The organism is Denitrificimonas caeni (assembly GCF_905120345.1).
Classification (GTDB): Bacteria; Pseudomonadota; Gammaproteobacteria; order Pseudomonadales; family Pseudomonadaceae; genus Denitrificimonas; species Denitrificimonas caeni_A.
Window position 1 is genome coordinate 248,693 of sequence record NZ_CAJHOA010000003.1, and the last position, 23,934, is coordinate 272,626.

The 23,934-nt window shown below is 47.9% G+C and carries 25 protein-coding genes, 2 tRNA genes and 1 pseudogene; 15 read left to right on the plus strand and 13 right to left on the minus strand.

Annotated elements, in window-relative coordinates; genetic code table 11:
- Window positions 1-9: 9 nt before the first annotated feature.
- The 3 genes from ispE to JYJ62_RS07340 are packed head-to-tail and all read right to left on the minus strand — an operon-like array spanning window position 10 to window position 3,263.
- A complete protein-coding gene (gene ispE, locus JYJ62_RS07330) occupies window positions 10-909 on the minus strand; it encodes a 4-(cytidine 5'-diphospho)-2-C-methyl-D-erythritol kinase (protein WP_205341552.1) in 900 nt (299 codons plus the stop codon).
- Between the two features lie 4 nt (window positions 910-913).
- Window positions 914-1,531 carry a lipoprotein insertase outer membrane protein LolB gene (gene lolB, locus JYJ62_RS07335; RefSeq protein ID WP_205341553.1) on the minus strand — a complete coding sequence of 206 codons (618 nt, stop codon included), beginning with the start codon at window positions 1,529-1,531 and terminating at the stop codon, window positions 914-916.
- Between the two features lie 4 nt (window positions 1,532-1,535).
- Window positions 1,536-3,263, minus strand: a complete 1,728-nt coding sequence (locus tag JYJ62_RS07340) for a tetratricopeptide repeat protein (RefSeq protein WP_205341554.1) — start codon at window positions 3,261-3,263, stop codon at window positions 1,536-1,538.
- Between the two features lie 236 nt (window positions 3,264-3,499).
- Here JYJ62_RS07340 and hemA point away from each other — a divergent pair, with 236 nt between their 5' ends.
- The 9 genes from hemA to recX all read left to right on the plus strand — a co-directional run bounded on the left by hemA (window position 3,500) and on the right by recX (window position 11,016).
- The gene (gene hemA, locus JYJ62_RS07345) at window positions 3,500-4,765 is read left to right on the plus strand and encodes a glutamyl-tRNA reductase (RefSeq protein ID WP_205341555.1); all 1,266 of its coding nucleotides are present in this window, start codon (window positions 3,500-3,502) and stop codon (window positions 4,763-4,765) included.
- The gene (gene prfA, locus JYJ62_RS07350; protein ID WP_205341556.1) at window positions 4,765-5,847 is read left to right on the plus strand and encodes a peptide chain release factor 1; all 1,083 of its coding nucleotides are present in this window, start codon (window positions 4,765-4,767) and stop codon (window positions 5,845-5,847) included. Before hemA ends, prfA begins: the two co-directional genes overlap by 1 nt.
- A gap of 5 nt (window positions 5,848-5,852) precedes the next feature.
- Window positions 5,853-6,692, plus strand: a complete 840-nt coding sequence (gene prmC, locus JYJ62_RS07355) for a peptide chain release factor N(5)-glutamine methyltransferase (protein WP_205341557.1) — start codon at window positions 5,853-5,855, stop codon at window positions 6,690-6,692.
- Window positions 6,693-6,705: 13 nt separating this feature from the next.
- Window positions 6,706-7,461: a molybdopterin-synthase adenylyltransferase MoeB gene (locus tag JYJ62_RS07360; protein WP_205341558.1), complete on the plus strand. Its 756-nt coding sequence runs from the start codon at window positions 6,706-6,708 to the stop codon at window positions 7,459-7,461.
- Window positions 7,454-8,248, plus strand: a complete 795-nt coding sequence (gene murI / locus JYJ62_RS07365) for a glutamate racemase (RefSeq protein ID WP_205341559.1) — start codon at window positions 7,454-7,456, stop codon at window positions 8,246-8,248. The genes JYJ62_RS07360 and murI overlap by 8 nt, the downstream gene beginning before the upstream one ends.
- 32 nt (window positions 8,249-8,280) lie before the next feature.
- Window positions 8,281-8,799, plus strand: coding sequence for an acyloxyacyl hydrolase (locus tag JYJ62_RS07370; protein ID WP_420042827.1), 519 nt, complete (start codon window positions 8,281-8,283; stop codon window positions 8,797-8,799).
- Entirely contained in the window at window positions 8,799-9,347 is a 549-nt protein-coding gene (locus tag JYJ62_RS07375; protein ID WP_205341561.1) for a CinA family protein, read from the plus strand. The genes JYJ62_RS07370 and JYJ62_RS07375 overlap by 1 nt, the downstream gene beginning before the upstream one ends.
- Window positions 9,348-9,419: 72 nt before the next feature.
- Window positions 9,420-10,475, plus strand: a complete 1,056-nt coding sequence (recA, locus tag JYJ62_RS07380; RefSeq protein ID WP_205341562.1) for a recombinase RecA — start codon at window positions 9,420-9,422, stop codon at window positions 10,473-10,475.
- 73 nt (window positions 10,476-10,548) lie between these two features.
- Window positions 10,549-11,016: a recombination regulator RecX gene (recX, locus tag JYJ62_RS07385; protein WP_205341563.1), complete on the plus strand. Its 468-nt coding sequence runs from the start codon at window positions 10,549-10,551 to the stop codon at window positions 11,014-11,016.
- Window positions 11,017-11,117: 101 nt separating this feature from the next.
- On the opposite strand, the gene JYJ62_RS07390 is transcribed toward recX, so the two are convergent.
- On the minus strand, window positions 11,118-12,833 hold the full coding sequence (locus tag JYJ62_RS07390; RefSeq protein ID WP_205341564.1) for a proline--tRNA ligase: 1,716 nt from the start codon (window positions 12,831-12,833) through the stop codon (window positions 11,118-11,120).
- A 184-nt stretch (window positions 12,834-13,017) separates the two neighbouring features.
- Window positions 13,018-14,310 (minus strand): OprD family porin, encoded by a 1,293-nt coding sequence (locus tag JYJ62_RS07395; RefSeq protein WP_205341565.1) that lies wholly within the window; start codon window positions 14,308-14,310, stop codon window positions 13,018-13,020.
- A 244-nt stretch (window positions 14,311-14,554) separates the two neighbouring features.
- On the opposite strand from JYJ62_RS07395, the gene JYJ62_RS07400 reads away from it, so the two are divergent.
- Both JYJ62_RS07400 and JYJ62_RS07405 read left to right on the plus strand, forming a co-directional pair.
- Window positions 14,555-14,989, plus strand: a complete 435-nt coding sequence (locus tag JYJ62_RS07400) for an HIT domain-containing protein (protein ID WP_205341566.1) — start codon at window positions 14,555-14,557, stop codon at window positions 14,987-14,989.
- Complete coding sequence (locus JYJ62_RS07405) at window positions 14,986-15,189, plus strand: SlyX family protein (protein ID WP_205341567.1); 204 nt, start codon at window positions 14,986-14,988, stop codon at window positions 15,187-15,189. The genes JYJ62_RS07400 and JYJ62_RS07405 overlap by 4 nt, the downstream gene beginning before the upstream one ends.
- Window positions 15,190-15,283: 94 nt before the next feature.
- Here the strand turns inward: JYJ62_RS07405 and gap are convergent, their stop codons facing one another.
- The 7 genes from gap to JYJ62_RS07440 all read right to left on the minus strand — a co-directional run bounded on the left by gap (window position 15,284) and on the right by JYJ62_RS07440 (window position 20,574).
- On the minus strand, window positions 15,284-16,282 hold the full coding sequence (gene gap, locus JYJ62_RS07410) for a type I glyceraldehyde-3-phosphate dehydrogenase (protein ID WP_205341568.1): 999 nt from the start codon (window positions 16,280-16,282) through the stop codon (window positions 15,284-15,286).
- A 42-nt stretch (window positions 16,283-16,324) separates the two neighbouring features.
- A complete protein-coding gene (locus tag JYJ62_RS07415) occupies window positions 16,325-16,972 on the minus strand; it encodes a COG3650 family protein (RefSeq protein WP_205341569.1) in 648 nt (215 codons plus the stop codon).
- A gap of 258 nt (window positions 16,973-17,230) precedes the next feature.
- A tRNA-Cys gene (locus JYJ62_RS07420) sits at window positions 17,231-17,304 on the minus strand.
- 42 nt (window positions 17,305-17,346) lie between these two features.
- Window positions 17,347-17,422, minus strand: a tRNA-Gly gene (locus JYJ62_RS07425).
- Window positions 17,423-17,489: 67 nt separating this feature from the next.
- A complete protein-coding gene (pgsA, locus tag JYJ62_RS07430; protein WP_205341570.1) occupies window positions 17,490-18,050 on the minus strand; it encodes a CDP-diacylglycerol--glycerol-3-phosphate 3-phosphatidyltransferase in 561 nt (186 codons plus the stop codon).
- A 40-nt stretch (window positions 18,051-18,090) separates the two neighbouring features.
- Window positions 18,091-19,917, minus strand: coding sequence for an excinuclease ABC subunit UvrC (uvrC, locus tag JYJ62_RS07435; RefSeq protein ID WP_205341571.1), 1,827 nt, complete (start codon window positions 19,915-19,917; stop codon window positions 18,091-18,093).
- Between the two features lie 9 nt (window positions 19,918-19,926).
- Window positions 19,927-20,574, minus strand: coding sequence for a response regulator (locus JYJ62_RS07440; RefSeq protein WP_205341572.1), 648 nt, complete (start codon window positions 20,572-20,574; stop codon window positions 19,927-19,929).
- Window positions 20,575-20,727: 153 nt separating this feature from the next.
- On the opposite strand from JYJ62_RS07440, the gene rnd reads away from it, so the two are divergent.
- From rnd to JYJ62_RS15955, 3 genes and pseudogenes are all read left to right on the plus strand, one after another.
- Complete coding sequence (rnd, locus tag JYJ62_RS07445; protein WP_205341573.1) at window positions 20,728-21,852, plus strand: ribonuclease D; 1,125 nt, start codon at window positions 20,728-20,730, stop codon at window positions 21,850-21,852.
- A complete protein-coding gene (locus JYJ62_RS07450) occupies window positions 21,849-22,142 on the plus strand; it encodes a YcgL domain-containing protein (protein WP_205341574.1) in 294 nt (97 codons plus the stop codon). Before rnd ends, JYJ62_RS07450 begins: the two co-directional genes overlap by 4 nt.
- A gap of 192 nt (window positions 22,143-22,334) precedes the next feature.
- A pseudogene (locus JYJ62_RS15955) lies at window positions 22,335-22,472 on the plus strand (hypothetical protein); the annotation flags it as partial.
- A gap of 264 nt (window positions 22,473-22,736) precedes the next feature.
- On the opposite strand, the gene JYJ62_RS07460 reads toward JYJ62_RS15955, so the two are convergent.
- On the minus strand, window positions 22,737-22,949 hold the full coding sequence (locus JYJ62_RS07460) for a cold-shock protein (RefSeq protein ID WP_205341575.1): 213 nt from the start codon (window positions 22,947-22,949) through the stop codon (window positions 22,737-22,739).
- 327 nt (window positions 22,950-23,276) lie between these two features.
- Between JYJ62_RS07460 and dcd the strand changes: the two genes are divergently transcribed.
- Complete coding sequence (dcd, locus tag JYJ62_RS07465; RefSeq protein WP_205341576.1) at window positions 23,277-23,843, plus strand: dCTP deaminase; 567 nt, start codon at window positions 23,277-23,279, stop codon at window positions 23,841-23,843.
- Window positions 23,844-23,934 lie beyond the last annotated feature (91 nt).

A 23,934-nucleotide genomic window follows, 5' to 3' on the forward strand; every position in this document is an offset into this window, starting at 1 on the left:
GTAGAACTATCAGTTTTCAATTAAGTTTTGCAGTGCTCGGTGCAACATCGAAATGTTTGCGCCTTGTGCTACAAAGCTTGGTAGAGACTCTGAAATCTGGGTTGCTATGTTAACAGCTTGTTGTTCGTTTGGGAAGCCCCCAAATATACAACTTCCAGTTCCAGTTAATCGAGCATCAACATATTTGTTAAGCAAGATCAACGCGTTACGAACCTCTCTGTAACGCATCTCAACTACCGCTTGGCAATCATTGTGACCGCCTTGCTTGAGAACGGTGCGTATATTAGTCACGGGAGTATCGCGTGTCAAGCACTGGTCTGAAAATATTTTCGCTGTGCTGATCGAAACAGGCGGCACAGCCACTAAATACCACGGTTCGGGCAAATCTACAGGCTGTAATTTTTCTCCGATACCTTGCGCAAATGCCGCACGCCCCATAACAAATACCGGTACATCAGCACCGAGACTTAGACCTAATTCAGCAAGTGAATCTAAAGACTGTTGCGTGCGCCATAGATAATTAAGGCCGACGAGTGTCGTTGCCGCGTTGGAACTGCCGCCACCAATGCCGCCACCAACCGGTAGTTTTTTATCTAACCAGATATCTGCGCCCAGCTTGGTTTTACTCTGTGCTTGTAATAAGCGCGCGGCACGAACAATTAAATTATCGTCGTGCGCAACACCTTCGATTGCGCTGTGTAAAATAATTTGCCCATCGTTACGAGGGCTGAAATGTAAGGTGTCAGCGTAGTCGAGGAACTGGAAGAGTGTTTCCAGTAAGTGATAACCATCAGCGCGCCGACCGACGATATGCAGCATTAAATTGAGCTTAGCTGGTGCGGGTAGGCTCAGTGGTGCCGAATCACGGCTTGATTGCTGATCAGCGCTATTTAAAGTGTCTTCTTGCATGCGATTACTGACCCAGTTGCCGGGCTTGCCATTCTTTAACGACCAACGTGATATTGAGACCGGCACCACTGAGCTTAATCCGCTCGGGTAGCCGTATACCGTTTTCAGTACGGTAGCTTAAGTACTCAATCTGCCATTGATCCTGTTCAAGTTGTGCCAGCAGGCTGTTGTTGTCGAGTTGTACTCGGCTTTTACTGTGCGGGGAGGGTAGGCCTCGCACCCACCAGAGTAGGTTTTTTACCGGTAAGCTCCAGCCCAGTTGCTGCTGCATTAAATCTTCAGCAGACTGCGCCTGGTATGTGCCGCGGTTCGCAATGTCTAATGTGACTGCACCTTGACGACCGGTTAAGCGGGTTGAGCCTTGGCCAAGCGGGCCTGACAGGCGAATATCAAAATAATCTTGACGTTGCAGCCAGAATAAGACTGCGCTGCCAGATTCGCGTTCACTACGGATACCCAATTTGCCGCTGATTTGCCATGCATCTAAAGGCGCAACCTGTTGCTTGTGAGTTTGCCAAGAATCAGCTTTACCGTTGCCGCTGAGGTGCTCTTTTGTCGCAAACTGACTGCAGCCGTTGAGTACAAAGAGCAGGCTCAGTAAAAAAACACTGGAAAGACGCATCAGTTTAGAGGTCCTTGTTGGTGAGTCGTTGTAGGGTTTCAAGAAGAGTAGGGTTACTTGGCTCGGCTTTCAGCGCTTGCTTCCAAATACGCTGGGCTGCATCTTGCTTGCCTTGTTGCCATAACACCTCGCCTAAGTGCGCGGCAACTTCAGCATCTGGAAAGGCACTAAAAGCTTCGCGTAGCAGACGTTCAGCAGTCTCTAGATCGCCAAGGCGATAATAAACCCAGCCTAGGCTATCAGTGATTGCAGCATCGTTTGGCTCGAGTAAATGTGCTTGCTCGATGAGCTTGCGCGCTTCGTCTAAGCGATCAGTACGATCGGCAAGGGTATAACCTAGGGCGTTTAGAGCCATCGCGTTGTCAGGGTTTTTGTCAATAATAAGACGCAAATCCTCTTCGAGTTGCGTTAGGTCGTTACGTTTTTCAGCAATCATTGCGCGTGTGTAGAGCAGGCTTGGATCGTCTTTATAATGATTTAACGCTTGATTGATACGCAGCCACGCAGTCTCCACTTGGCCTTGAGTGGAGAGACCTTCAGCTTCAATGAGATACAGTTGAATGGCTAGGTCCGCACGCATTACACGCTGTAATTCGAAGTGAGTTGTCACTTCCTTAAGTCGGTCATTGTTGAGCAGTAGAGTGACAATACGCTGTTGGGCGGCAAGGTAGTTGCTTCCTGATTGTATTGTGTTGTAGGCAGACAACGCTTGCTCGGTGTCTTCTAACTCTTCAAATACTCGGCCTAAATTGTACTGCGCAGCAGAGCTATGGCTGCCTCGTTCGATGAGGTCTTCAAGGTATGCTTGTGCTTCAAGCCACGCCTCTAAATCCATATTAATTAAGGCCAGTGAGAAGCGCAGGTCATCGTCATCAGGTGATTGTTGTAACAGCTCTATAAATTCGGCGCGCGCCTCTTCCAGCTGGTTAAGTTCAATCAATTGGCGCGCGTAAGCCATACGTAAACGGCTGTCGCCTGGGGTTTTCTTTAGAGCGCTACGCAACAAGGGTAAAGCTTCTTCACCGCGATTGAGCTGGCTGAGTAAGCGTGCTCTTAAGAGCGTAGTGGCAATCACAGTGTATTTTTTAGGTTGATCTTCCAGCAGTTTTAGAGCGTCTTCGCTGCGCTCATCTTGATTGAGTAAAATGGCTTTGCTGAAGACCAGTTGTTGGTTATAGGGGTGCTTTACTAATAAGCGGTCAAAGCTTTGCAGCAGCGCGTTGCGCGTTTTGCTGTCAGACTGGGCAGCCGACAACGCAAGAAAATCAAATTGCGTTTCGCCATTACCCAATAAAACTTTTTCCATACGTTGCATGGCTTCGTCATAACGCTTGGCTTGTGCCAGTTGAATCGCGGCAGAGCGTTGTGCTTCTAAGTCATCCGGTGCAGCATTGGCCCAAATCAGGGCGCTACTGAGCGCGCGTTGGTCTTCGCCAAGGTATTCAGCAATGCGGAAAGCACGCTCAGCAACCCCAGGGTCGCCGGTGACTTGAGCTTGCTGGCTGTAATTCTCTGAAGCAATATCAAAGCGATCACGCTGTCCGGCAATTTCCGCAGAGAGTAAACTGATTAAGGTCTCTGGTGAGAACTGCGCACTAGTACTTTCCGCGACGCTGGTTTGTGTCGCGATGGGCACAGCTGTATCGTTCACCGGTAGATTGCTATCTGACGGCAGGGCTTGGCAGCCGGATAAAATAAAACTGATTGAAATAACACTAAAATATTTATTCATAGGTACAAGCTAAGACAAGTTAGAATAGCTGCATCATGACACAAGCAGCGTAAAGGCGCGCGACACTCTAAGTTTATGCGTTGAGTTAAACGCTTGTGCTGTGACCGTCTTCGCATGTGATAGTCTAAAATATATGCTTTTTCTGACACTTTGTGTTGTGTTTTGTTTGGGGAGGTTGTTCTGAAGGCTTTGAAGTAGGACAATTGCCCGCTTTGAATCCCCTTTAGCGACGATGCATGGCTTTTATAGCACTTGGAATTAATCATAAAACGGCGTCAGTGGCGGTCCGTGAGCGCGTGGCGTTTAGCCCTGAACAATTAGTTGAGGCGTTACGTCAGCTGTGTCGAGTCGTGGGCAGTCGAGAAGCCGCGATTTTATCGACCTGTAATCGTAGTGAACTCTATTTAGAAATGGAGTGTGCACAGCCACAGGCAGTACTGGATTGGTTGGCTCGGTTTCATGATGTGCCCGCTGAAGACTTACAAGCCTGCGCTTATGTTCATCAAGATGACCAGGCTATTCGTCATATGATGCGTGTCGCCTGTGGCTTAGATTCTTTAGTGCTTGGCGAACCACAAATTCTTGGGCAAATTAAAACAGCTTATGCTGTGGCACGAGAGGCCGGCACACTTGGACCTTTATTAGGGCGCTTGTTTCAAGCCACCTTTAGCACCGCAAAAACGGTACGTACCGATACAGCGATTGGTGAAAATCCAGTCTCTGTGGCTTTTGCTGCAGTCAGTTTAGCTAAGCAAATTTTTACCGATTTGAGTCATAGTCAAGCCTTGCTAGTGGGGGCTGGTGAAACCATTACGTTGGTTGCACGACACTTATATGAGCAGGGCGTTAAAAATATTGTCGTAGCGAACCGAACCTTAGAGCGCGCGACGTTATTGGCCAATGAGTTTTCTGGGCAGGCCATTGTTTTGTCGGATATCCCCGATGCTTTAGTGAACAGCGATATTGTCATCAGTTCCACGGCCAGTCAGCTGCCTATTTTAGGTAAGGGCGCAGTCGAGCGAGCGTTAAAACTCCGTAAGCATAAGCCGATTTTTATGGTTGATATTGCCGTGCCGCGCGATATTGAACCGCAGGTTGGCGAGTTGGATGATGTCTACTTATACAGCGTCGATGACCTGCATGAAGTAGTAACAGAGAATTTAAAAAGCCGCCAGGGCGCAGCCAAAGCTGCTGAAGAATTGGTGGTGCAAGGTACCGCTGACTTTATGCAGCGCTTGCGTGAGCTTGAGGCTGTGGATGTCTTGCGCGCCTATCGTCAACAAGGTGAACGTTTGCGTGATGAAGAGTTGGCCCGTGCGCAACGAGCGTTAGCCAATGGTGCGTCACCCGAAGATGCACTGGCTGCTTTGGCTCGAGGCTTAACTAATAAGCTGCTGCATGCTCCTAGTGTGCAATTAAAACGTTTATCTGCCGATGGTCGCTGTGAAGCGCTGGCAGTTGCGCAAGAATTATTTGGTTTAACAACAGGTGACTCGAATTAATGAAAGCGTCGTTAGTCAATCGTTTGGACCGCCTGCAAGAGCGCTATGAGGAACTCACAGCATTATTAGGCGATGCACAGGTGATCAGTGATCAAAATAAATACCGCGCCTACTCCAAAGAGTATGCTGAGGTTGAACCTGTGGTAGTGGTTTTTCAAACGTGGCGCAAAACTCGCAGTGACCTTGAGGAAGCCCAGGCTTTACTCAAGGATGCGGATCTTGATGTGCGTGAGATGGCCGTCGAGGAAGTGGCAGAATGCCGCGCATCCTTATTGACCATTGAAGCTGATTTACAGCGCTTGATGTTACCTAAAGACCCTAACGACAGCCGTAATATATTTCTTGAAGTCCGCGCCGGAACGGGTGGTGATGAAGCGGCTATTTTTGCCGGTGACTTGTTGCGGATGTATTTGCGTTACGCTGAACGCCAAGGCTGGCGGGTGGAGATTCTCTCTGAGCACGCAGGTGAACATGGTGGTTATAAAGAGGCGATTGCGCGCGTAGAAGGTGCCAATGTGTATGGCCGTTTGAAGTTTGAGTCCGGTGCGCACCGCGTACAACGCGTGCCGGAAACTGAATCGCAAGGTCGTGTGCACACCTCGGCTTGCACCGTGGTGGTCTTGCCTGAGCCGGATGAGCAAGCTGCGATTGAAATCAATCCAGCCGATTTGCGCGTGGACACCTACCGCGCCTCTGGTGCTGGCGGTCAACACATTAACAAAACCGATTCGGCAGTACGTATTACTCACTTGCCGAGTGGCATGGTGGTGGAATGCCAAGAAGAGCGCTCGCAGCATAAAAACCGCGCCCGTGCCATGGGTTGGTTGGCGGCCCGTCTAGAAGATCAGCAAACCAGTGCTGCCGCGCAAGAAATGTCTGCGACGCGTAAATCATTGGTCGGCAGTGGTGACCGTTCAGAGCGTATTCGCACCTACAACTTTCCGCAGGGGCGGGTCACTGATCATCGTATTAACCTGACTCTGTACTCGCTGGCCGATGTCATCAGTGGCAGCTTAGAGCAGATTATTGATCCGCTATTGCTTGAGTACCAAGCTGATCAGCTTGCCGCGTTAGGCGATTAATGGTAATGAAACGCATTGATCAGTTGTTGGCCTATGCTGCGCAGATTGATTCACCTACCGCGCAGCTGGATGCTGAACTGCTCTTGGCTTTTGTCCTTGATAAACCACGCAGCTACCTTTATACCTGGCCCGAAAAAACGGTCAGTGAGCAGCAGTCTGCAGCGTTTATGATGCTGTTTGAGCGCCGTCAGCGTGGCGAGCCCGTCGCTTATTTATTAGGTCGTCAGGGGTTTTGGACACTGGATTTACAGGTGGCTGAACACACACTGATTCCTCGCGCCGATACAGAACTCTTGGTTGAGGCTGCTTTACAGCTCGCTGATGCACAGAGCGCGTTACAGGTGTTAGATTTAGGCACTGGTACTGGTGCTTTGGCGCTGGCTTTAGCCAGTGAGCGAGCGCAATGGACAGTAACCGGCGTGGATCGTATCGAATCAGCGGTGGCTCTAGCGCAAAGCAATCAGCGTCAATTACAGCTGAATAATGTTACGTTTTTGCCCAGCTCTTGGTTTAGTGCGCTGGCTGGGCAGTGTTACGATTTAATTATTAGTAATCCGCCCTATATTGCTGATAACGATCCGCACTTGCAGCGCGGCGATGTGCGTTTTGAGCCTCTGAGCGCCTTGGTGTCTGGCCCCGATGGTTTAGATGATCTGCGTCTGATTATTGCCCAAGCTCCGGCCTATTTAAGCGCCAATGGCTGGTTGTTGTTGGAGCATGGTTTTGATCAGGCTAGTGCTGTGCGTGAGTTGCTACAACAAGCAGGCTTTGTTGATGTCAGTAGTCGGCGTGACTTATCAAAGCATGAAAGAATCAGTTTAGGGCGTCTGCCATCCTTGTCTTAGGTCGTCATACTCCATGTTAAATGATGAAGAATTACTGCGTTACAGTCGACAAATCCTCTTAAAGCAAGTGGATGTGGCTGGCCAGTTACGTTTAAAAAACAGCAAAGTATTGATTGTTGGCTTAGGCGGACTCGGTTCTCCGGTTGCCCTATATTTGGCTGCAGCAGGTGTTGGTGAGTTGTATTTGGCTGATTTTGATAGCCTTGATTTATCTAATTTGCAGCGACAAATAGTGCACGACAGTAGTGCTTTAGGTGTTTTAAAAGTGCAGTCAGCACAAGCTCGTTTGCAGGCTTTAAATCCGCAGATTGCTGTGCATACCATCAGTATTAAGCTCGATACAGATAATTTACCGGCAGTGTTGCAGTCGGTCGACGTGGTGGTTGATTGTACTGATAACTTCACTATTCGAGGTCAGCTCAATACCGCTTGTTTTGCGGCTAATAAGGTTCTGGTCAGTGGCGCCGCAATTCGTAGTGAAGGGCAGATCAGTGTTTATGATCCGCGTAATGCCGACAGTCCGTGTTACCACTGCGTGTTTGGTGAGGGTGAAGAAGAAGGACTGACCTGTAGCGAAGCTGGGGTGTTGGGTCCGTTGGTAGGCTTGATTGGCAGTTTGCAAGCGTTGGAAGTTTTGAAGGTTATTGTTGGTTTCGGTGAGCCTTTGATCGGACGGTTGCTGTTAGTTGATGCTTTGAACAGCCATTTTCGTGAGTTGAAAACTCGCCGTGATCCGCACTGTGTTGTTTGCGGAGTGCGGCATGAATAAGCAGGCCGCGATCGGTGTGTTTGATTCGGGTTTGGGTGGTATTTCTGTATTGCATGAAATTCGTCGATTGCTGCCTGTTGAATCGCTGATTTATGTCGCTGATAGCGCTCATGTCCCTTACGGTGAGCAAACCGCAGAGTTTATTGTTCAGCGCAGTTTAGCCATTAGTGCGTTTTTGCTGGCCCAGCCGGTTAAGGCTTTAGTAGTTGCGTGTAATACTGCAACGGCAGCTGCAGTGACTGAGTTACGTCAACGTTGGCCGCAGGTATTGATTATCGGCATGGAGCCAGCGGTCAAGCCAGCTGTGCAAGCCTCTCCTTCTGGTAAAATTGGTGTTTTAGCCACAACTGGCACGTTACGCAGCGCGCGTTTTGCAGCCTTGTTAGAACGCTTTGCCAGTGATGTACAAGTGGTTACACAGCCTTGCCCGGGCTTGGTTGAGTTAATCGAGACAGGTCAGTTAAATACTCCGGCAACGCGCGCGCTGTTGAGCGGTTACGTTGAGCCTTTATTAACAGCGGGCTGTGATACGCTCATTCTTGGCTGCACACATTACCCCTTGGTCAGGCCTTTGCTGCAGAGCTTGGTGCCAAGCCATGTGCAACTGATCGATACCGGCGAAGCGGTTGCCCGGCGTTTACAAAATGAGTTAGGTAAGCAGGGCTTGCTAGCCGACTCGCAATTACCAGTGGACTGTTTTTATAGTAGCGGTGATGTGCACAAAATAGCAAAGACCTTAGCGTCATTGTGGCCTACGCCGCAGCCTGTTCTTGCACTCGGCTTTTAAATAATAAAAAACCTATTGAAGGAGCGGGAAAAATCATGCGATTACTAATAATGAGTGCTGTCACTGCATTAGTGTTAGGTCTAAGCGTACAGCAGGCTTCTGCTGTCGACCTGACTGCCGCAGTGGGACGCACTGAAAAATCAACGACAACATTGCGTATTGGTTTGCAAAAAAACTTCCAATCACGCTGGTGGCAAAGTGATGTGGGTGCATTAACTGGGTATTGGGATGCGGGTTATACCTTCTGGAAAGGTAATAAAACCTCTGATAACCACAGTCTGTCCATTAGCCCAGTGCTGGTTTACGAGTTTAATGCGGATGTCTTTAAGCCGTATGTAGAAGCGGGTGTTGGCGTTTCATTATTTGAAAATACCCGAATTGAAAGTCGCCGTTTAGGCAGCTCTTTTCAGTTTGAAGATCGCCTTGGTTTTGGTCTGCGTCTTTATAATCAAGCGCTTGGCTTGCGGGTGACTCACTATTCTAATGGCAGTTTAAAAAGCCCCAATGATGGTATTGAAGTGTACAGCTTGCATTACCGTATGGCTTTGTAATGAATCACGAACATAGTTTTTTTATTACTGACCTCGCCGAGCGTTTGGGGCAGAAGTTGCTTGCTGAACAGGCTGCTGTGAGCACCGCCGAGTCTTGTACCGGCGGCGGTATTGCTGAAGCCATTACTCGGATAGCAGGTAGTTCGGCATGGTTTGAGGTCGGTTTTGTCACCTATTCCAATCGACAAAAAATACGAGTGTTACAGGTGGCTGAAAGTGATTTGCTGCGCGATGGTGCTGTCAGTCAGCCGGTGGTTGAAAGCATGGTGCGCGGTACGCAACAGCTTTCTGGTGCTGAGTATGCTGTCGCTGTCAGTGGTGTGGCAGGTCCTGGCGGTGGCAGTGCCGAAAAACCAGTAGGAACCGTATGGTTGGCTTGGGCGCAGGGCGCACAAGTGCAATCGGGTTGCTGGTGCTTTGCTGGAGATCGACAGGCCGTTCGTCAGCAAACTGTGCAAGCAGCGCTGGCTGGTCTATTGTGTTTGGTAGACGGGCAAGCGGCAACAACTTGGCAGCAATGGCTAAATAAACATTTGCCTAATCAATAAAGACTGTGGATAATGCTGGTTAGTTATCCAGTATTTAGAGCTTTAAGCTCACTTGTATTATGAGGATCTGTAATGGACGAGAACAAGAAAAAAGCTTTAGCAGCTGCGCTTGGTCAAATTGAGCGTCAGTTTGGTAAAGGTGCTGTCATGCGCATGGGTGATCATGAGCGTGTTGCTATTCCTGCGATCTCTACCGGATCCTTAGGCTTAGATATTGCGCTCGGCATAGGTGGCTTACCCAAAGGCCGTATTGTTGAGATTTATGGCCCAGAATCTTCAGGTAAAACTACGCTGACTCTTTCAGTCATTGCTGAAGCGCAGAAAGTCGGTGCGACTTGTGCATTTATTGACGCTGAGCATGCGCTGGATCCAGAATACGCCGGTAAACTTGGCGTTAATATTGATGATCTCTATGTGTCGCAGCCGGATACCGGTGAGCAGGCGCTAGAAATTGCCGATATGTTGGTGCGTTCTAATGCCATGGATGTGATTGTCATCGACTCCGTTGCTGCATTGGTACCTAAAGCGGAGATTGAAGGCGAGATGGGTGATACCCACGTTGGTTTGCAGGCACGTCTGATGAGTCAGGCGCTGCGTAAAATCACCGGTAATATCAAAAACGCCAACTGCTTAGTGATCTTTATTAACCAGATCCGCATGAAAATTGGCGTGATGTTTGGTAGTCCTGAAACGACTACCGGTGGTAATGCGTTGAAATTCTACTCATCAGTGCGTTTAGATATTCGCCGCATTGGTGCAGTAAAAGAAGGCGACGAAATTACCGGTAACGAAACTCGGGTTAAAGTCGTTAAAAACAAAGTTGCCGCGCCTTTCCGTCAAGCTGAGTTTCAGATCCTCTACGGTAAAGGTATTTATCGTAATGGTGAAATTATTGATCTGGGTGTGCAGTTGGGGCTGCTGGAAAAAGCGGGCGCTTGGTACAGCCATCAGGGCACTAAGATTGGTCAAGGTAAGGCCAACTCTGCACGTTATTTAGAAGAGAATCCTGAGCTATGTAAAGCGCTTGAGCAGCAGATTCGTGATCAGTTGCTAGCACCTGCCGCAGGCAGTAACAAGCAGCCAGCAGTCGAAGAGATTGTTGAAAAAGCTGACAAAGCTGAAAAATAATTAAGCAAACGTTTATTGATCGACAAAACGGCATAGTGCAACGCATTTATGCCGTTTTTTTGTGAGGCCTATTATGTTAGACACTCCCGTTTCTATTCGTCGTGCCGCTATGAATTTGTTAGCACGACGTGAGCATGGGCATGTTGAGCTGGCGCGTAAACTGCGTCAACGTGGTGCTGATGCAGAGATGATTGAGGTGGAACTGCAGCGTTTAACCGATGATGGCTTATTGTCAGAACAGCGTTATCTCGAAAGCTATATTCGTAGTCGTGCCAATGAGGGGCGTGGGCCGATGCGTATTCGTGAAGAGCTTACGCAGCGTGGCTTAGCGCGTGGTGATGTTGATCACGCGTTGAATGCTGCTGGTATTGATTGGGATGAGCGTTTGTATGAGCTATGGCAGCGTCGTTTTGACGGATGCAGTGTCGATCTAAAAGAGAAAGCAAAGCAAAGTCGGTTTTTGGCGCAACGCGGTTATGCTGTGGATTCAATTCGTCGTTTACTTGATGGACGAGGTGATTTCCAAGTCTTTGATGACTAGTACCTTGCCAGCGTGTTCTGCTGGGCGCTGTAATTACTGTCTTGCTCTGTCTTATGGCAACAGCTTAGCGCTACCTATCGTAGCGCTAAGCTGTATAGCATTTAAGCGCGCAACTGACTGCTGATGACGTCTAATGCTTGCTCAATAGCAATATGCTGGCTTTCAGTCTCACGGCGGCCTTTGTACTCTAAAGTACCTTCTTTCAGGCTGCGCTCACTGATTACAATGCGCTGTGGAATACCGATCAACTCCATATCAGCAAATTTAACGCCCGGACTGGTTTTCTTATCACGGTCATCCAGTAGTACGCTAAAGCCCGCCGCTGTTAATTGCTCATAGAGCTTATCGGTTGCTGCTTGCACTTCAGGATTGTCGTACTTCAGCGGCACAATAGCGACATCGAAGGGCGCTAAAGCAGCTGGCCAGATAATACCGCGCTCATCATGGTTTTGCTCGATCGCAGCAGCGACTACGCGTGATACGCCGATACCGTAGCAGCCCATAGTTAGGGTGGTTGGTTTACCGTTTTCGCCCATTACGGTGCAGTTCATTGACTCGCTGTATTTAGTGCCCAATTGGAAAATATGGCCCACTTCAATACCGCGTTTAATTTCTAGCACGCCTTGGCCGTCTGGACTTGGATCGCCAGCCACTACGTTACGTAGATCGGCGACTTCAGGTAATGCTAAGTCGCGCTCCCAGTTTAGACCAAACCAGTGCTTGCCATCTTGGTTAGCGCCTGCAGCAAAGTCGCTGATAAAAGCAACTGAGCGGTCAATAATGCAAGGAATGGCTAAGTCTTTAGGGCCTAGTGAGCCAGGGTTAGTGCCGCACGCCGCTAAAATATCAGCATCGCTAGCGAACTCTAAAGGATTGGCGACAGCGGGGTGGTTGGCTGCTTTGATTTCATTCAGGCTGTGATCGCCTCGTACTATCAGTGCTACTAAGGTGTTTTCTTTAGCGCCGCGCACGATTAAGGTTTTGATGGTTTTTTCAATAGCAATAGAAAACTGTTCGGCTAATTGTTCGATGGTTTTTGCGTCAGGCGTGTCCACGATGCGTGCGTCTTCCGTTGCTGCAGCACGGCTACTTTCGCGTGGTAGCGCTTCGGCTTTTTCAATATTAGCGGCGTAATTGGAGACAGTGCTGAAGGCGATATCGTCTTCGCCTGATGCGGCTAATACGTGGAACTCATGTGAGCCTGTACCACCAATCGAGCCAGTATCGGCCTCAACAGGACGGAAATTTAAGCCTAAGCGCGTAAAAATGGTGCAATAGGCTTGATGCATACGATCGTAGGTGTCTTGCAGAGAGGCTTGATCAGTATGGAATGAATACGCATCTTTCATAATAAATTCACGACCACGCATTAAACCAAAGCGAGGGCGGATTTCATCACGGAATTTAGTTTGAATTTGATAAAAGGTCAGTGGCAATTGGCGGTAGCTGCTCAGTTCGTTGCGCGCTAAATCAGTAATGACTTCTTCATGGGTTGGGCCGACACAGAACTCACGTTGATGACGATCTTTTAAACGCAGTAATTCAGGACCGTATTCTTCCCAGCGTCCAGATTCTTGCCAGAGTTCAGCCGGTTGAATTGCGGGCATTAATACTTCTAAAGCGCCTGCAGTGTTCATCTCTTCGCGAACCACTGCTTCTGCTTTGCGTAGCACACGCAAGCCGAGTGGTAGCCAAGTGTATAAGCCCGATGCAAGGCGGCGGATCATACCGGCACGCAGCATCAGTTGGTGGCTGATCACCACCGCATCGGCTGGGGTTTCTTTTAACGTGGAAAGTAAATACTGGCTGGTGCGCATGGCTAAAATCTACATTAGAAAGATGAAGGAGGGCGTTATTGTAGCGCATTTGACTGAATAGGGCGTGCTGCTGCGCTGGCAAATTATTTGCACAAAATAGAGCGTTGGTATTTTGTAGAGCCTGAAAACAAGAAACCCAGCCGAGGCTGGGTTTCTTGAATGATGCAAGTTTACCGCTTAAGCATTACAGAATGCTTAGTGGGTACTCAACAATCAGACGTACTTCGTTGATGTCTGTGTAGTTAGCTGCATCGTTTGCACGGTAGGTCGCTTGACGTACGCGGAAAGATAAGTCTTTCGCTGCGCCGCTCTGCAGAACGTATTTTGCTTCAGTATCACGTTCCCAGTTCTTACCGTTGTTGCGGTTACCATTTTCAATATTGGTACCACGTACATAGCGAGTCATAAAGCTTAAACCTGGAACACCAAAGGTGGCCATATCTAAGTCATAACGTGCTTGGAAAGATTTTTCACCGCTTTGTTCGAAGTCGTGGATCTGAACGCTGTTGGCTAAGTAAACAGCGCCACCACCGTCATAACCGTACTCGTAACCATTGTCATTGCCGCCAGTTGAACGCTGGTGAGCAACGGTAAAGGTGTGGGCATCAAGCAATGTGTAAGCCGCTGCTAAGCTCCAAATATTGTTGCTGTCTTTGCTGCTAGGTGCATCTTTGTTCTTAAACTTCGTGTTGTACATATTGAAGTCAAAGTTAAGAGATTGCTGCTCAGCTAATGACAATGTGTAGTTTACATTGGTGTAGTGCTTTTTAGCTGTACGCTCACCAGCACCTTTGTGACCTAAAGAAGCGTCTGAGTAGTAGTACGCTGCACTTAAATCATCGTTGAGGTTGTAACGACCACCGACTAAATCTAATGAGCGCAGATTGCCATCAAGATTGCTGTCTTGGCTGGTTTGTTCTTGCGCTGATAAAGCAGTGAAGTGACCCGCATGCAGCTCAAGGTTTTCAATTTCGTTACTGGTAACTAAGAAGCCTGTAGTGCTTTCTGGCAATAGACGTGAGTCGTCAGTTGACAGCACAGGTAAATCTACAAACTGCTGGCCGTATTTCAGTGTTGTGTTAGAAATACGTGCTTTAACTGCACCACCGGCTTGGCTGTAGTTGTCTTGTGCTTTGCCGTTACTGTGCGTTGGGAACTGACCGTTACCGTTACGGCCACGTCCTGAATCCAGTTTGATGCCTTGTAAACCAAAAGCGTCAACACCAAAACCAACAGTACCTTGAGTAAAGCCTGACTCGTAAATAGCTTTTAAGCCTAAGCCTAAGTCTTCACGGTAGCTTTGAGTGCCTTTAGGTGTGTTGCGGAAGTCACGGTTAAAATAAAGAGTACGCGCATGCGCATTTAGGCTGCTGTCTTCAATAAAGCCGTTTGACTCTGATTGCTGGCTAGCAACTGCCATCTGTGTGCTTGCTGCGGCTACTGCTAGGGCAATAACGCTCAACTTAATCATTTGCATGAATAATGCTCCTCGATTGATTTTGATGATTGCTTTGCCTGCAAACATTTGCCGGCAGGACTTACACTATTAATCGGTGCATATTGTAGATGGATTTATCTGTTGTTGCGAGACCCGAACGTTGTTCATTCAGCAAGCATTCAGAAATTTGTATGTTTTTCAGCCGTTTATTTATTAAATGTTTATAGTGTTAATGATAATTAAGTATGTGTCTTGATTTAAAGCAATCAGATGGGGTTTATATATGTTCGAGCTGGATAAGCGCTTAGCTGACGATACTGTCGTTCTGGGTGACTTTGTCTTGAGTCGTGTCTTACTCATGAATGATAGTCGCTACCCGTGGCTGATTTTAGTGCCTCGCTGTGCCGCAATGAGTGAGTTGTTTGAATTGAGTGCCATTCAGCAGCAGCAACTGTGGCAGGAAACAAGCGCTGTTGGGGTGGCGTTAAAGACGATGTTTCAGGCCGATAAAATTAATATTGCTACCTTGGGTAATGTGGTAAAGCAGTTGCATATGCATATTGTTGTGCGCATGCAAGAGGATGAGGCGTGGCCAGCGCCAGTTTGGGGGCGGGGCGTCGCGCAACCTTATACTGTTGAGGCGCTTGCGCAAATCAGTGCGCGTTTACAGGATGCGTTGGCAGATTATTGGCTAGCAGATAATAAGGTGGGTGTATGAGTTTAGAACAACGGATGGCTGAACTTGAAATGCGTCAAGCGTTTCAAGATGACACTATTCAGGCGCTCAATGATGTGATTGTTGAGCAGCAATTGCTATTGGCGCGCATTGAGCGACAGCTTGAGCTGTTGGCGCAGAGGCAGAATGATTTGCACAATCAGTTTGATGAAACTCCGAATGATCCACCACCGCATTACTGATTATTGTCTCTAAAGCAATGGTCATGTCCTGCTTCGCAAGCGTGTAGAGTGCTGGCGAAGCAGTGCTTTAACACTTGGCAGTGCATAGCAACTGTTAAATACCACGCCAGCTGGTCAGTACGTCAAGCATCCGATTGGAAAATGCCCACTCGTTGTCATACCAAGCCAGTACTTTAACCAATCTGCCTTGCGCACGAGTTTGTGTTAGATCGGCAACGCACGACACGGGATAGCCATTAAAGTCGCAAGACACCAGTGGCTGTTCGTTGCATTCCATCACGCCTTGTGGGAGTTGTGCTGCTCCTGCGCTAAGAATTTGATTGATTTCGTCTGTGTTGGTCTCGCGCTCAGCAATAAAACTTAAATCCACTAATGACACGTTTTTCGTTGGAACGCGCACAGACATGCCATCTAAGCGACCTGCCAGTTCAGGTATCACCAAGCCAATGGCCTTAGCTGCACCGGTGCTAGTGGGGATAATGGAGCTGGCGGCTGCACGAGCGCGATAAAGGTCTTTGTGACTTTTATCGAGTAAGTTCTGATCGTTGGTATAGGCGTGCACCGTCGTCATCATGCCCTGTGCGATACCTACTGCGTTATGCAGTACTTTGGCCAATGGCGCTAAACAGTTGGTGGTGCAAGACGCATTGGAAACAATTCGTTGATCGTCCAGTAAGTGATGATTGACGCCGTATACCACTGTTAAATCAGCGCTATCCATTGGATGCGCTAACAAGACGCGACGTGCGCCAGCTATTAGATGCTGTTCCACTTGCGGGCGCTGCTTCATCCTGCCGGTACACTCAAGTACCACATCGATACCCAGTTCCTGCCATGGCAAAAGTGCGGGGTCAGCTTGATTGAGTAGGCGAATGGACTGATCGCCAATGATTAGGTTGTCACCCTTGAGCTGTACGTTATGTGCAAAGCGCCCAAAGGTTGAGTCGAAGCGTGTCAGGTGGGCTAGGGTATTAGCGTCGCCTAAATCATTGATGGCAACGATCTGTAGTTGAGTGTGCAGTCCGCGCTCAAACAGTGTGCGCAGTATATTGCGGCCAATCCTTCCGTAACCATTAATTGCAATTCTTAGCATTGTTATGTCCCTTTATAGTTGGCTTGATATATGGCGCACTATTTAGTCACGCAAAGCGCCGAAAGCAGCACAGCCGTTAAATGACTGTTGATTCCATTGTAGCTTAGCGTATAGGTGATACACCGTGCCGCTTATGCTGTCTATGCATTGCTGTGGCGTGATCCATAAGTTTAGGTTTTGGTTATTAGCTTGGCTGCTGAGATGGAAGCGCCCATCAGGCAGTTGTTCTTCAAGATAAGGCAGCACAATAGCGGCTTCGCCAATCTGATTAAAAATCAATCCGCGTGGAGTTTGTAAGATTGACCAAAAAGGTTCGTTGCCGCTGGCTCTAAGCTGTAAGCGAGCAAAGTCTGGATCGCTACAATCATGTCCTTCGGTTTGTAAGCGATAACGCTGTGTTGGAGTAAAGCGCTGTTGGGCCCTGTCGAGATGGCCACTTAGGTCGGCAAAAAAACCATTTGGCGCTGCAGTAATCAGCGCAATCAGTTCTCGATCGAGAGCTGATGAGGAATTTATAATATAGAAATCTTGACTGGCGCAGGGTTGGAATACCCACTGACCTTGGCTATGAGTTATCGTGCCCTGCATACGCTGAGCTGGCTTCGCAGAGGGTGCTGAAGGCGTTAAAAATTGACAAGCGCTAAGAGCTAGCATCAGAAAAATTAAGCTGATAATACGGAAATGGCGCATAAGATCGAATTCCATAGCAGGGAATAAATGATGAAACGTTATTATTGTATTTTAGGCTTAATCTACACAAGAGTCCTCTTTCCAAGGCTGTGTGGGGTTGGCTAATAAAGCGTATCTGCACGAATAGCTTACAACTGTAACCTGCATTTGCTACATATATAAGGCGCGCTGTTATTGTATTTTGCGAGGTGCGGATGCGGCTTTAGAATTTTAAGTTAAAAAAAAGCCCCTATGCATTGCTGCTAGGGGCTTTTAATTTGGAGGCCGAGGTCGGAATCGAACCGGCGTTGACGGATTTGCAATCCGCTGCATGACCACTCTGCCACCCGGCCTAAACGAAAATGCCGCACGAAGCGGCAATTTCGATGACAATTTGGAGCGGGAAACGAGACTCGAACTCGCGACCCCGACCTTGGCAAGGTCGTGCTCTACCAACTGAGCTATTCCCGCAATGTCTTGGTGACGGGCGCTATTCTAGCGAATTAAAATATTCCGTCAAGCCTTTTTTCAAAAAAAGTTAACTATCTTGTTGATTTGTATGTAAATGCGGCTTGGCAGCGCGCAGATACTGAATCATGGACCACAAGGTCAGTACTGCAGAAACAATTAATAAAGCATAGCCGCTGATCACCCATGCATTAAATGCTGGCGGGTTGGCGAGTAAAATAATCAATGCCACCATTTGTGCTGCAGTTTTCCATTTGCCAATATTAGACACTGCAACTTGTGCGCGTTCACCCAGTTCGGCCATCCATTCGCGCAATGCTGACACCATGATTTCGCGGCAAATAATAATAATTGCCGGAATAGTCAGCCAGAGATTGGTGTGTTCGGCGACTAGGAGTACTAAGGCGACCGCAACTAGAAGTTTATCGGCGACTGGATCAAGAAAAGCCCCAAAAGGGGTGCTTTGATTGAGGCGTCTGGCTAAATAGCCGTCGAGCCAGTCAGTAAAGCTGGCGAATGCAAAAACTGCGCTAGCAGCCCAGTAGCTCCAAGAGAAGGGCAAGCAAAACAAGAGAATAAATACGGGGATCAGTGCCACGCGCATTAAAGTTAAAATATTCGGAATATTCATTAAGTAATTCTTTTCTTGGCAAAGAATGAAAGGGGGTAGTTTACGCTTGGTGTAGCGCACTATATATAGACTCGGCAAGAGTTTTGCTGATTCCGGGTGTTTTAGCAATTTCATCAACGCTGGCGCGTGAAAGTTCTTGTAAGCCGCCAAAGTACTTTAACAGTTCGCGACGGCGTTTTGGACCCACCCCAGCTATACCTTCGAGTACCGAGGTGCGGCGTGTTTTACCGCGACGTGCGCGGTGCCCTGTAATCGCAAAACGGTGCGCCTCATCACGGATTTGTTGAATTAAGTGCAGTGCAGGTGAGTGATCGGGTAAATTCAGTTGAGTGTCAGTGTCATTGATATATAAGGTTTCAAAACCGGCTTTACGAGTGACGCCTTTGGCTACTCCTAATAGTAGAATCTGGTCGATTTTCAATTCGGCAAACACTTCGCGGGCCATATTAAGTTGGCCTTTACCGCCATCGACTAACAGTACGTCGGGTAGCTTGCCTTGGTTTTCTAAGGCGCTACTGAGGCGGCGGTACAATACTTGACGCATGGCCGCATAGTCATCACCTGCGGTAACACCTTCAATATTGTAAAGACGATAATCAGATTTACGCGGTCCCTCGGGTCCAAAGACCACACAGGAGGCGACCGTTGCTTCGCCGCTGGAGTGGCTGATATCAAAACATTCTAAGTGAGCAGGTGGCTCGGATAGATCCAGTGCGTTGGCTAATGCTTTAAAGCGTGCTGCCATCTGTGTGCGGTTGGCTAAGCGCGTTTGTAACGCTTGTTCGGCGTTGGTCATCGCCAGTTGTTGCCAGCGTGCGCGGGTGCCGCGTACGCGATGCCGAATACCAATGATATGACCGCATTGCTGAGCAATGGCTTCGGCGATAGCGGGCCAGTCGGCGTGTTCGCTGCTGACGATCAGCTCAGACGGAAAGTCGCGGTCTTTGCTGCCTAAATAATATTGCGCAGTAAACGCCGCTAAAATATCAGCGCTGTCTTCTTCAATGGCCACTTGCGGAAAGAAATTATTACTGCCCCGTACGCGGCCATCACGCACGCTAATGACATGCACGCTGGCCCCGCCAGCGAGTGCAGTTGCCGCAATAATATCGACATTACCGTGCCCGCCTTCCATGCTTTGTTGATCTTGCACGCGGCGCAATAGAGCGATTTGATCGCGTGCCGCCGCCGCCTTTTCAAACTCGAGCAGTTCTGCGGCATGCTCCATGGTATGAGTGAGCTCATCGGTTAAAGCACTGCTGCGACCTTCTAGAAACATCACCGAAAGACGGACGTCTTCGGCGTATTCAGCCGCATCAACGAGACCGACACAGGGTGCTTTACAACGTTTTATTTGATACTGCAGGCATGGCCGACTGCGATTGTTGTAAAAGCTGTCTTCACACTGGCGCACTTTAAATACTTTTTGTAAAACACTGAGGCTTTCACGGATTGCACCAGAGCTTGGATAAGGGCCAAAATAGCGGCCATTGGCTTTTTTACTGCCGCGGTGGATACCTAAACGTGGAAAGTCGTTGGCCGAGACAATGACATAAGGGTAGCTTTTGTCGTCGCGTAATAAAATATTATACGGTGGGCGCCACTGTTTAATCAGCGTTTGCTCAAGCAGTAATGCTTCCGTCTCATTGGCAGTAATAGTCAGTTCGATGCTGGCAATTTTCGCCACGAGTGCTGCAGTTTTAGGCGCATTAATTGTGCTTTTAAAATAACTGCTAAGCCGCTTCTTAAGATTTTTGGCTTTGCCGATATAAAGAAGTTGTTGGTCGGCTGAGAACATCCGATACACCCCAGGATATTGGGTGCAAGAACGTAAAAAAGCTGAAGCATCAAAAGGCTGAGTTGTCATTGGCTAAACTTATCGGTTGGAATTTTCAACAAGATTGTGACGTACTGCTAACAAGGCCAGTTCAACGTCATTTTCAATATTAAGCTTTTCAAAAATACGGTAGCGATAAGTGTTGACGGTTTTTGGTGATACACAGAGCAAGTCAGAAATCAGTTGGATTTTTTGACCGCTGGCGATCATCAAAGAAATTTGCATTTCGCGCTCAGATAACTGATCAAATGGGCAGCTTTGCTGATTAATATCACAGGATTTAAGCGCCATTTGCTGGGCAATGCTTGGGCTTAGATAAGGTTTTCCATCGGCAACTTGGCGAATAGCGCGGACTGTTTCATCGATGCAGGCCCCTTTGGTCAGGTAGCCACTTGCGCCAGCTTGCAGTAAACGGGTAGGGAATGGCTCATCCTCGCACGCGGATAGGGCAAGAATTTTGATCTCAGGGTAACGTTGTTTGATTTTTCGGGTCGCTTCTAGACCACCAATACCGGGCATACGTATATCCATCACTACCACGTGAGGGCTGAGCTCCCCTGCCATGCTATAGGCTTGTTCGCCGCTATTGGCTTGGCCTATGACATCTAAATCATCGATATCGCTGAGCATTCGGGCAATGGCGGTACGTACTAAGTCATGGTCATCAACTAACAACAGTTTGATCAAGGGCCACCTCAGCATTGAGTCAATTGAGCGATTGTACCGCTCAATATATGTAATACAAGAGTAGCATAATGCTGTGGGGTGGTCGCGACAGTTGTGTGTTTAAGCCGCGCTGACAATTGTATACTGCTGCTGAATTTTAAGGAGTCACCCCTTTTGAGCATAAACATGAATTGGATTAGCACTGATGCTGAATTAGCAGAGCGCTGTCTGCATTGGAATACGTTAGCCTTTATTGCGTTAGATACTGAGTTTATCCGCGTTGATACGTTTTACCCAATTGCTGGCTTGTTGCAGGTTAGTGATGGTGACTGCACCTATTTGATCGACCCTTTGTTGGTGAATGACTGGCAGCCCTTAGCGGATGTCTTTAATAATCAGCAGGTGGTTAAGGTGTTGCATGCCTGTAGTGAAGATCTTGAAGTCTTTTCATTGTTGATTGGAGCATTGCCTGCGCCGTTGTTTGATACGCAAGTGGCTGCTGGGTATTTGAATCTTGGTTTTTCCATGGGTTATTCGCGTTTAGTCCTGCAGTTGCTTGATGTTGAGTTACCTAAAGGTGAGACGCGCTCTGATTGGTTGCAGCGACCACTCAGTGATTTGCAGGTATTGTATGCGGCGCAAGATACGGCCTATTTGGTTGATGTGTATCGAGCTTTGACTCAGCAGTTGTCTGCGCAAAAGTATGCTTGGGTTCTGCAAGATGGTGCATTTTCGATAGCAGCTTCGGCACAAGAGCCCGAACCTTATGAGTTCTGGCGTACAGTGAAGCTGGCCTGGAAATTGGCCCCGCAACAATTGATGATATTGCGTGAGTTGTCGGCGTGGCGTGAGTTGCAGGCACGTGAACGTAATGTGCCGCGTAATCGTATTATTCGGGAGACTACCTTGTGGGCTTTGGCGCATGAGCAACCTACTGATATGGCGCACTTGGCCAAGCTTGAGGATATGCATCCGCGTATTTTACGTAATGAAGGTGCGACGCTATTAAATATTATTAAGATGGCGAAGCGTTTGCCTGAGGAGAGCTGGCCGGCAGCTTTGCCTGAGCCTTTGCCAATTGAGGCCTCTAAGGTGCTAAAGCGTCTGCGTAAGGTAGGCTTAGAGCGAGGCTTGGAGCTGGATATTGCGCCGGAGCTGATGCTGCGTAAGAAAATACTGGAAGAGTTGTTGCGTACAGGTTACCCCGATGGTCCTTATCACTTGCCAGATAATTTGCAAGGCTGGCGCCGTGAATTAATGGGCGATGCCTTATTAAAGTCTTTGGAGGATGCGCAGTGAAGCGAATTTGTTCGGTCTACCATAGTTCTAAAAAAGCCGGAATGTACCTGTATGTGTTGCGTGCGGATGCATTAAAGCGGGTTCCTGAGGCGTTGCTTGAGTTGTTTGGTGCGCCCAAGCATGCATTTGACTTGGTGTTGACGCCGACGCGTACCTTGGTGCGTGAGGATATTATCCAGGTGCTGAAGAATCTTGATACGCAGGGTTATCATTTACAGATGCCGCCGCCTGAAGACGATTATCTCGTGCATTGGCCTGAGGAGTTGCTGCGCCGCAATGATGCGATGTGATCTGGGCGTTAATTAGGTTTTTGAGGCTCGCTAGAGTGGGCTCTTTTACTTGTGATGTTTTTTGCCGGTAGGATCGAATGTATATTAGTTCTGAAGAGATTCTCTTTATAACCTAAAAGTATATGTTTTGACTTTTATACGCTTTAGGCATATTATGGTTGACCATAAACGTTTGAGGAGGTTGTGGTCGTCATGCGTATTAAAGGTTCTAGCACTCGTGCGAAACCAGCAGAAGCAGTTACTTCACGATTAACACTTGAAGAGCAAACTGCTGCCTTTTTAAAGAAAGGTGGAGAGATTGAAGAGGTTCCCCGTGGGTTAAGTGGGCAACAGCAAGTCAGTTATTTCCGTCGTTCAACAGCTGAGACTCGAAAGCCAGCAGAATTGCCTGGTGAAAAAGCTGCTGTAGAAAGTTAGACTGTTTGGATGTATTGATTAAAAGTTTTACTGCGCGTCACTGATAAGGCTGTTTAGGTCTTGTAAGTGGCGCGTTTTTATTTGTGCATGGTTTATTTGTGTCAACGGAAGAGGCGGGGATTGCTGGTTTTTAGGCATAAAAAAACCCGCCGAAGCGGGTTTTTTAAGAAACACAAATTATGAAATAACTTGTACTTCTTCAGCCTGCATACCTTTCTGGCCGCGAGCTGCGACGAAAGATACGTTCTGGCCTTCTTTCAGGCTTTTGAAACCGTCGCTTTGGATAGCGCGGAAGTGAACGAATAAATCGTCACCTGACTGAGGAGTGATAAAGCCGAAGCCTTTTTCATCATTAAACCATTTAACTACACCAGTTTGGCGATTAGACATTGTATGTCTCCTTGAACGAAGTAAAATTATACTTGGGCTGAGCCCAAGGTGATACTGAGCGCAAGGAGTTACAGGAGTCGTAGCAATGATTGGATCGAGATCTAAACATATATTGATTCACGTACACAAGCAGCAGCAGTGAGATGAACTGTACCCTTTTTTCACCGAAGTGCCAACATTATTTTACTATTTATCCAAAAAGCTAAGTTTTATTTTTTTAAACCATCCTTTCTGCGCTTATCCTTTACTGTGTCAACTGGTGGCTTATGCAGGTAAACTAACGGTAGATTTTTACGATTAAGTAACCAGAATTTTAGGAAGGTTGGCATGAGCATAAAATCCGATAAGTGGATTCGTCGTATGGCGCAAGAGCACGGCATGATTGAGCCTTTTGTAGAGCGTCAGGTGCGTACTGAGGGTGCTGAGCGCTTGATTTCGTATGGTGTATCCAGTTATGGCTATGATGTGCGCTGTGCTGATGAGTTTAAGGTGTTTACTAATCTGCATTCGGTGACGGTGGATCCAAAAAACTTTGATGAGAAAAGTTTTGTCGATGTGAAAGGTCCGGTGTGTATTATTCCGCCAAACTCTTTTGCGTTGGCGCGCACGGTGGAGTTTTTTCGGATTCCACGTAATGTACTGACGATTTGCTTGGGTAAAAGTACCTATGCGCGCTGTGGGATTATTGTCAATGTGACGCCACTTGAGCCTGAGTGGGAAGGTCATGTGACTCTTGAGTTCTCAAATACGACGACGTTGCCAGCGAAAATCTACGCTAATGAGGGTGTGGCGCAGATGTTGTTTTTTGAGTCGGATGAAGAGTGCGAAGTGTCCTATAAGGACCGTGACGGTAAGTATCAGGGCCAGCGTGGCGTGACTTTACCGCGAGCTTGATTAAATTTAGGATGGTATAAACGGTAGGCTGAGTCATCAGTCTGCCGTTTTTTATGTCTAGCGTTTAAATTTTGCATGTTTGTGCATGTGC